Consider the following 11,382-nt stretch of genomic DNA (forward strand, 5'->3'; position numbering starts at 1 on the left):
TATTATTATCACCACTACTATTATTACCAGTATTATTCTGATCAGACCCAGTAACATTAGCCACATTACTTATATTTCCAGTACCATTCAACTGAACAATTAAGCTAATAATATAAGAATCACCATTTAAGATGCTTGCAATAGTCCAATTAACAGACTGACCTACATGAGTAGGAGACCCGTTGGCACTGACAAAGATCAATCTAGTATCTAAAACATCAGTAATATTCACATTAGTCGCAGTATCAGGACCATGGTTAGTTACATTAATAGTATACTCAACCAAAGCACCATTCAAAACAGTACCAGACACATTCACAGTCTTAACAATACTCAAATTAATACTTGGAGTAACATTTACAGTACTATTATTATCACCACTACTATTATTACCAGTATTATTCTGATCAGACCCAGTAACATTAGCTACATTACTTATATTTCCAGTACCATTCAACTGAACAATCAAACTAATAATATAAGAATCACCATTCAAAATACTTGAAATAGTCCAATTAACAGACTGACCTACACGAGTAGGAGACCCATTGGCACTAACAAAAATCAATCTAGTATCTAAAACATCAGTAATATTCACATTAGTCGCAGTATCAGGACCAAAATTAGTCACATTAATAGTATACTCAACCAAAGCACCATTCAAAACAACACCAGACACATTAACAGTCTTAACAACAGTTAAATTAATAGCTGGAAGGACATTGATTGTTTCTATGTTACTTATATTATCTCCAATGTTAGAAATATTTGTGTTGTTGATGGTTACATTGTTTTCAATGTATCCAGTTCCAATGGCTTTTACTATTAAAGAAATAATATATGATTCTCCTGGAGCTAAATTAGTGATTGTCCAGCTAATAGTTTGAGAATTATTGGTGTAAGTTCCATTGGTTTGGTCAAATATTAATTTGGAGTTTAGAATGTCTGTAATATTAATGTCTGTAGCATTGTTTCCATGGTTTGTAACATTTATTATGTAATTTACATATTGACCATTTAAAATAGTTGTAACATTAGCTGTTTTACTGATGGAAATATTTGCAGATGGTAAAACATTGATACTTACCTCTGAATAATTGTTACCAGAGTTGTTTTGGATTGTGTTTAAACTAACATTGTTTGTAATGGTTCCTGTTCCATTTACTAAAACAGTTATAATTAAGCTTGCAGATTGACCAATTGGAATTTCATTAATGTGCCAAATACCTGTGGTAGGATTGAATGTACTTTGAGGAGATTCTGTATGTGATTGATAAACTAGCTGACTAGGTAAGGTTTCATCAACATAGACATCTACAGCATCATCAGTACCTGTGTTATTAACTATTATGGTGTAATTAATGGTTAATCCGTTAATAACATCTCCAGTGATATTAACTGTTTTAGTTATGGTTAGATTAACATTTTCAAAGGAGGTAATTTCTATAAATGAGCTGTTGTCTCCTGTATTGACTTGGTCTATGGTTGTTAGGTTAACTGTGTTGTTAATTGTTATATTTGAGCCATTGATTTTAACTGTGATATTTAAGACAACTGTGTCTCCATTTGTAATATTATTTATGATCCAAATTCCTGTGTTGTTGTCGTAACTTGTTCCTGGAGTTGAAGAGTAGTCTAAATAAGTTAAATTGTTTGGTAGAATATCTGTTAAGTTTACACCTGTAGCATTGTCAGGACCATTATTGGTAACTGTTATAATATATTTTAAAACTTCACCATTAAATATAAGCTGTGAAGCATTGACTTTTTTTGTAATATTTAAATTAACAGCAGCTAATATAGTGATATTTGCTTGTGATAAATTGTCACCTGTGTTGTTATCAAGGGTTGTTACATTAGCATTGTTGATGACAAATCCTGAGTTATTTGCTCTAACTACAAGAGTTAAAAGGGCAGATTCACCAGCTGTAAGATTTAGTTCCCAAACACCAGTAAGATTGTTGTATGTTCCACTTGTAACAATAGCTTCCAATAGTTCTAAATGGCTGTAATTAAGTAAGTCTGTGATATTTAAGTCATATGCATCTCCAGAGCCATTATTTGTTACATTTATAGTGTAGTTAAAAGTTTGATTGTTTAAAACAGTTCCATTAGTGGTGCTTAGTCCATTAATGTTTGCTGTTTTATTTACAGTTAAATTAAATTCACTGTAGGCAGTAAGGCGGTAGATAGGGTCTTCATTGTCTCCACCAGATTTAATATATGCAGTGTTATTTAAATGAGTTAAAGTAACATTAAATGAAGCATTACTAATTCTTGCATCATCATAGTATCCTTGCTCTTCTGTTCCATCAGGATGACCAAAGGTAACATTAGCCACAAAGTAAGGTAAGAGTAAAGGATTATTGCTTACTGATGAATTATTTAAAGTAAAGTTATAAGATAAAATAGCAAAAGTGTAATATGGATAATTTTGAGTAATATTGTAAATACTACCATTAGCACCATTTAAATAATTTTTCATTACATAATAATTGTCTATTGTAACTCCTGAGTATAGACCAGTTATATTATTCTGACCCCACCAATTCAAGTTAGCATTGGTATTAGTGCCAATATTATTTAAACTTATTACTGAATTGTTTACAAGTCTATTGTAGTTAATTATAGTATTAAAAGATGAAGAATTAACTATGATTCCTTGAATATTATTTAAAATATTAGAACTTGTTATTGTTGAATTATTTCCAATAGCTAAAATAGCTATTTCATTATTAGTAATGTTTAGATTGTTAATACTATTTTTAGTTCCATTAATAGTAATAGCTATTCCACTGTAATTATATATATTTGAATTAAGAATTTGGTTATTACCCGCATACTGTGTAAATATAAACCCATTGTTGTTTTTTATAAATGAATCATTAACAGTGTAGTTACTATTAGTTCCACTTATACCAATGGCATATGTGTTATTTGAAATATTATTAGTACTATTTAAATCTTTTATAGTGTAATTTTCATTACTTAATGCAAATTCAATAGCTATTGTATTGTTTGCGAAATTGTTATTTTTTAAGTTAAATGTAGTTTTAGTTGTAGTGAAACCTTGTGTGTTGTTTATAAATTCAGAATCTGTAACATTAATATTCTGATTATTATAAATAGCTCCACCTAAGCTTCCTTGATTCTTTGTAAAATTAGAATTAGAAACAATTGTATTAAGACCATTATTATAAATAGCTCCACCAGCACTAGCATTATTATTATTGAAAGTAGAATCACTAGCACTTAAATTAGTGCCACCATAATTGTAGATAGCACCACCATTTATTGCAGTGTTGTTAGTAAAGGTAGAAGTACTCACATTAAAACTAGCACCATTAATATTGCAAATAGCACCACCAACATCTCCAGTGTTATTAGTAAAATTAGAATTAATCACATCTACATTATTGCCACCATTATATATAGCACCACCACCACTAGTTCCATTGTTGTTTAGAAAACTAGAGCCATTAACACTAAAGTTAACACCACCATTATAAATGGCACCACCAGCACCTCCAGTGTTATTAGTAAAATTAGAATTAATTACATCCGCATTATTACCGCCATTGTAGATAGCACCACCAACACTAGTTCCATTGTTGTTTACAAAACTAGAATCATTAACACTAAAGTTAACACCACCATTATATATAGCACCACCAATACTTCCAGTGTTATTAGTAAAATTAGAATTAATTACACCAAAATTAATATCATCATTATTAAAGATAGCACCACCATAAGTTGCATTATTGCCATTAAACTCTGAACCACTCACACTAAAATTAACACCATCATTAAAGATAGCACCACCAAGAACTCCAGTGTTATTAGTAAAATTAGAACCAATCACACTAAAATTAAGACCACCATTACTATTAAAGATAGCACCACCATAGTAACTTGCATTGTTACCATTAAACTCTGAATCACTCACACTAAAATTAACACCATTCTCATTCCATATAGCACCAGCATAAGGTGCATTATTATCAGTAAAAGTAGAATTACTCACATTAAAGTTAGCACCTACATGATTAAGGATAGCACCACCACCAGTAGTTCCATTATTGCCATTGAAATTAGAGTCAGAGACACTGAAGTCATTTCCATCATTATTATAAATAGCACCACCTTGGGGTGCATTATTACCAGTAAAGTTAGAACCAATCACACTAAAATTAAGACCACCTATATTATTAAAGATAGCACCACCACCCTGCGATCCAGCATTGTTATTTATGAACTTAGAACCAATAACACTAAAATTAACCCCAATATCATTAAAGATAGCACCACCACCAAAAGTTGCATTATTAGCAATAAAATTAGAATCGTTGACATAAAAATTATGGCCACTAATAGTATAAATAGCACCGCCACTATGATCTGCAACATTATCTGTGAAATTAGAACTAATCACATCAAAAATATCACCAGTACTATGGATAGCACCACCGTAAGTTGCATTATTACCAGTGAACTCTGAAAAAAGCACATCAAAATTATCAGCATGATTCAGAATAGCACCACCATTAGCTGCATTATTATCAGTAAACTTTGAAAAAAGCACAGTAAAGTCAATGTCATAATTAAAGATAGCACCACCATAAGTTGCATTATTGCCCGTGAAATTAGAATTACTCACATTAAAATTAGAACCATTATCATTAAAGATAGCACCACCACGAAAAGTTGCATTATTGCCAATGAAATTAGAATTGCTCACATTAAAATTAGAATCATTATGATTAAAGATAGCACCACCATTACCATCCAAAGGAACAGAGCCACCAGGACCAAAAGCTTTATTATAACTAAAAGTAGAATTCTCTATGTGAAAACTAGATTCAATATTATAAATAGCACCACCACTAATATTAGCTGAGTTATTAGTAAAATTAGAATTCAACACAGAAAAATTACCACCAAGATTAATAATAGCACCACCAACATAAGCTGAGTTATTAGTAAAATTAGAATTCAACACAGAAAAATTACCGCCAGCATTATGAATAGCACCACCACCAATGGCTTCCATATTAACACCTCCACCATAAGCAGATGCAGAGTTATTAATAAAAATAGAATTGGTCACATTAAGAGTACCCATAGAATATATAGCACCACCACTGCCAGCACTATTATTAGTGAAATTAGAACCACTAACAATCAAATTAGCACTCATATTATTATAGATAGCACCAGCATACTGACTAGCAGTGTTATTAGTGAAATTAGAATTACTAACACTCAAATTACGACCACCATTATGAATAGCACCACCATTATCATCATAAGACACATTGGAATTACCATTTATAAATGTAATATTGGCTATTGTAATGTTATCCGCAACAATATTAAATATTCTATATAATCCTTCACCATTGAAAACAGGTGAACCATATTCTCCACTAAGTGTTAAATTATCAAAGGTATGGTTAAGAGTAATATTTGTATTTGAACCACCAAAAGAAGTAGAACTACCATAAATATAATCCACAGCCCCACTTTCACTACCAGCAATATGAATAACACAATTAGTTAATCCATTGCCAATAATCATTTGAAGAGCTGCAGAAAGATTTAAAAGAGCTTCATCCCAAGATGATCCATATCCTGGATTGACCCAAGAGGAGTTAACATAAAGACCATTACTATAATCAACCTTAACAAGTTCTAAGAAAATACCTTCACCATCAACTAGAGCAGTGATTTTAGCACTCTCACTAGAGTCAGTCAACATAACAGTAGAGTTTGAATAGCTATTTTTAGCACTTTGATTGTAGTAGAAGTCAGAAGTATTATTATTTAAAGTAATAGAGACATTGAAATCAGGTAAGAGTGAAAGAGTGTTAGGAACACTAGAGTCAGATAAGACTAGTTCATAAGATAAAGTAGCCCATTGGCTTTTAGGATAGTTTTCAGTCCGATTGGTAGTAGTGTTAACTATAGAATTTAAAGCTAGTTGAACAACATACCAGTTACTTAAATCAAGATTAGCAATATTATTAGTATAATACAGTCCAGTAATATTGTTTTGCCCCCACCAATTCAAGGTAGCATTTGTGTTGGTACCATTGTTATATAAATTATAACCTGTAGAATTATAAATTCTATTGTAGCTAATAATGGTAGAATCAGCACCAGTATTAACTAAAATACCATTAACACTTGAATTTATAATATTATTACGTGTAATATTATTATCAAAACCATTTACACTAACACTATATTGGTTATTATATAAAGTTAAGTTGTTGATAATATTATTGTTAGAACTTGTATTAAATACAACAGCAACTCCATTTACAAAACCACTAATATTAGAGTCTTTAATAATATTACCCATTGAATTAATACCACTAAGTCCATTAGTAAAAATAATTCCATTTATATTACCATAAGAACTAAATGGATCTGAAATAGTATAATTAGTCCTATTAGCAAGATTGTTACTACCACTAATAGCTACAGAATAATTATTATTAGATATAATGTTAATATCAGTAAATCCACCAACATCATAATTCTGATTACCAGTAAGTAAAAACTGAAGAGCAATATTATTATTTATTATTTTATTATTTGTTAAACTAAAGCTAGTAGTTTCAGTTCCAATAGCATGAGAGTTATTAATGAAATTAGAATTATCAATAATAGCATAAGGAGCAACAATATAAATAGCTCCACCATTAGGTGCAGAATTATTAGTAAAATTAGAATTCAAAATAGAACTAGTGTTACCCTTAATGAAAACACCAGCACCAGCACTACTCGCAGAATTATTACTAAAAGTAGAATTACTTGTTAAGAAATAGCTAGGTAAAACAATGTTTCCATAATCTCCATTTCCATTTCCAACATTTATCAAAACTAAAGAGCCTAATGTCATAGCTGTATAATTACCATTACCTGGACCAACATAGAAGTACCAGTTAGAACTAGTGTAGTTGTTTAAGGTATTAGTGTAACTACCACTACCAGTTCCAACAAATGAAAAACTACCAGAATAACCATATGCATAGTTCCCTTGTCCAGAACCAAGATATACAAGACCTATTTGATTAGGAAGATCCAAGAAAATAGCACCACCAAAATCAGCAGAGTTATTAGTGAAATTAGAATTGTTAACATTGCAATAACTACCATTGTTGTAAATAGCCCCACCATTATTCACTGCAGAATTGTTTATAAACTCTGAATTGATTACAGTTAAATTAAAAGCTAGTTGTTGGTAAATAGCCCCACCATCATCCTCAGCTTTATTGTCAATAAATCTAGAATTCTTAATAGTAAAGTTGTTTGAACTATTTCCAGTAATATAAATAGCCCCACCACCATTGTTGGTACCTATACCTTTTGCAGAATTATTAATAAAGTCAGAAACAGTGATTGTGAAGTTAAAAGCACCAGCATTATAAATAGCTCCAGCATTACTAGTTGCAGTATTGTTTGCAAATATAGAATTATTAACTTTAAAACTAGAACCACCAGTATTATAAATACCACCACCAAGATTTGCAGTGTTATTTGTGAAATTAGATTGGAAAACAGTAAAATTATTTGCCAAATTGTAAATAGCACCACCATATCTAGCAGAATTAGAATCAAATACAGAGTTATTTAAATTGAAATTAGTTCCAGTATTGTAAATAGCAGCGCCATAGTTACTAACATTGTTGCTTTTAAAATAAGAACCAGTAACATTAAAATCAGCAACATTATTATTGTAAATAGCTCCGCCATAACCATTGGCATTACTGTTACCAAGAGCAGAATTATTAATAAAGATAGAATCAGTGATTACAGTCTTTGTAACAGTATTATAAATAGCTCCACCACCAGTGTTACTACCATTTCCCTCAACACTATTGTTTTCAAAGTATGATTTATTAATGTTTAAATTAGAACCACCACTCCATATTGCTCCACCACCATTATTGTTTGTGGTCTCTTGAACTAGGTTGTTAGTAAAATTAGAATTATAAATACTTAAACCACCAGTAGTATGTCTAATTGCTCCACCTTGAGTAGCGAAATTATTGTTAAAAGCAGAATTTAAAATTGAGCCACTAGATCCTCCATTATGAATAGCTCCACCACTAGAAGCACGATTATCTGATAAATTTGAATTATTTAAAACAAAAATAATGCCAGTAGACCTAATTGCACCACCCTGATTCCCTGCACTATTATTGATGAAAATAGAATCAAGTACAGTTAAAAGACCAGTAGCATAAATAGCACCACCAGAAACACTTACACTGTTGTTAATAAACTTAGAATTAATAGCAGTTATATTAGTTGTAGATCCACCATAAATGGCACCACCATTAGATCCATTAGCATTTACAAAACTCATATTAATAAAACTAACATAAACATTATTATTTAAATAAAAGATAGTGGAATTGTTTAAAGCATTAAGTACAACATCTAATTCATGATCAACAGGATTTTCACCTAAACTTGTGTAAGCTAAGAAAGTAAGATTTTTAGAAATAGATAAACCAGTATTATTCATTAAAATACCGTTGTTAGGAATGTAACTGTTGTTGTAGTTACCAGTGGCAATATGTATTGTACCACCATTAAAAATTATATTTAAAGCAGCCTCAATACTTTGAAGAGCATAATCCCAACTACTTCCATTATTGTTATCATTTCCACCAGTAGAATTCACATAAACATCCAAAACAGGATCAATACCAATTAAAGCCAAATAAACATTTTCATAATCAATTAAGCCATAAATAGTAGCATTAGGAGAAGAATTAGTCAACTGAATAGTAGGAGAACTATAAAGGTTCCTCCAATCCTGAGTTACAGATGAATTAGATCCACCAGAGTTGAGAATAAGATCAACTGAAAATACAGGTAATCTTGAAGCATTAATCCCATTAACAGCAACATTTAAAGCTAAAATATAATAAAAATTAAGATTAGTGTATTTAAGATAATTTTCAGTTCTATTTGTAAAACTTGCATTAATATCAATAGTATTCAAATAAAGGGTTAAAACAAACCAATTATTTAAAACAATAGACCCTGTATTAGAATAAAGATCAGCAATGTTTGTATTTTGACCCCACCAGTTGTAGTTAGCATTGGTATTAGAACCATTATTAATAAGATAATAAGAAGCAATAGGATTGTTAACAATACGATTAAAATTAATAGCTGTATTTGTAGCACCATTATTAATATATATAGGATTAGTATTGTTCAATATATTATTTCCAGTAATATTATTCATATTTCCAGTAATATTAATACCTACTGTATTATTAGTGATTGTAGAGTTGAGAACAGTAGTATTGTATCCTAAAAGTAAAATAGATATATTATCATTTGTTAAAGTAAGATTAGAAAGAATATTATTTCTTGCACTAGTGTTTACAGTAATAGCTACACCTGAAAGATTAGAAATATTAGAATTAATAACCCTATTATCCATAGTATATATATTAGGATTAGCAGTAAAAATTATAAACCCTATATTATAATCATTCAAGACAGATTCTTTTAAGAAAGTATAATTACTACGATTACCACTTATTCCATAGAAGTAGTCATTGTCAAGTATCTTAGTTCCATTAATTGTAAAGTCGTATACTGAAAAAGATAAATCATTATAACAAAATTGGATTGCAATTGTGTTGTTGGATATATTACTGTCATGTATTTGGAATTCTAGTGTACCAGTCCCAATGGCTTGAGAGTTATTTTTGAATTCAGAATTATTAATAGTAGTTTTATTTATTGTATAAATTCCTCCACCATAATAAGCAGTATTATTATTAAAATTTGCATAATTAATGTTTAAAGTATCAGAATTATAAATAGCACCACCATTGCTAGATGCATTATTACCAGTAAAATTAGAACCAACCACACTAAAATTAACACCAGTACTATAAATAGCACCACCATTTATAGTTGCTTTATTACCAGTGAAATTAGAATCAATCACACTAAAATTAACACCAGTACTATAAATAGCACCACCATAACTAGATGCATTATTACCAGTAAAATTAGAACCAACCACACTAAAATTAACACCAGTACTATAAATAGCACCACCATTATTAATTGTTGCATTATTGCCTGTGAAATTAGAACCAACCACCCTAAAATTAACACCACCATTTAAAATAGCACCACCATAACCAGCAGTATTACCCATGAAATTAGAATCAACCACACTAAAATTAACACCAGAAGCACTATTAAAAATAGCACCACCATCTCGAGATGCATTATTACCAGTAAAATTAGAACCAACAACACTAAAATTAACACCAGTACTATAAATAGCACCACCAATATTAGTTACTTTATTACCTGTGAAATTAGAACCAACAACACTAAAATTAACACCAGTATTATAAATAGCACCACCATAACTAGATGCATTATTACCAGTAAAATTAGAACCAACCACACTAAAATTAACACCACTATTGTAGATAGCACCACCATTAACACTTGCAAAATTATTAATAAATGTACAATTGATAACTGTTATCTTAGTGCCTCCAGCCTGGTTATTTATTGCTCCACCATTTGAAGCTATTCCATTTTGGAATATTATGTTTGTAAATGTTACATTCGTATTATTAGCAGTTATGTTAAATATTCTATCCATTCCACTGGCATCAATAGTAACATTGCTTCCATTTCCGTAAAAATTCCTATTGCTACTAACAGAGATATTATAATTACCAGTACCACTATAAACTCCCTCATTTAAATAAATATCTTCATCAGAAGAAGCAGATATTGCTGCTTGAATTCCACCAGAATAACTAGGATCAATAGTAATAGCACCACTAGCAGATTGTATACTAATTACAAAAAGCAATAAAATTGAAAGTGCAAATATTATTTTCAACGAGCTTTTTTTAACATAATAAACCATTTATATCTTCTCCAAATTTGTTTACACACCATCATTTCTATTTGTAAACAAATATAATATATATAAAAAAAATGTAATTATAATAAACTTATATAATCATTTTTCATACCTAATGGCTGTGTAACAATTTGAAAATCTAAGTTTCTAAATTAGTTAATTAAGTTAAAATTAAGTTAAAATTAAGTTAAAATTATATTTATAACATATAATAGATTTTATTATAAAAAATAAATATAAATATTTAATAAAATTCTATTTTAATATGACCTATTCATTAAAAATAATTATTTTAAATGCTTAATTTTTATTATTCTTTAAATATTTAATTCAAATTTAACTAATTAATAGGCTTATTTAATTAATATGACTTATTTAATTAATAGGACTTATTTATTAATTATATTTATATTTAATTATTTATTTTTTATAAAAACATCTAT

General features: G+C 29.6%; 1 protein-coding gene. It reads right to left on the bottom strand.

Features of this window, described 5'->3' with window-relative positions; genetic code table 11:
- Window positions 1-10,942: DUF11 domain-containing protein (locus MBCUR_RS08640; protein WP_067092509.1), on the bottom strand; the 10,942-nt coding region annotated here is incomplete at its 3' end.
- Window positions 10,943-11,382 lie beyond the last annotated feature (440 nt).

The sequence above is a fragment of the Methanobrevibacter curvatus genome (genome assembly GCF_001639295.1).
Lineage (GTDB): Archaea > Methanobacteriota > Methanobacteria > Methanobacteriales > Methanobacteriaceae > Methanoflexus > Methanoflexus curvatus.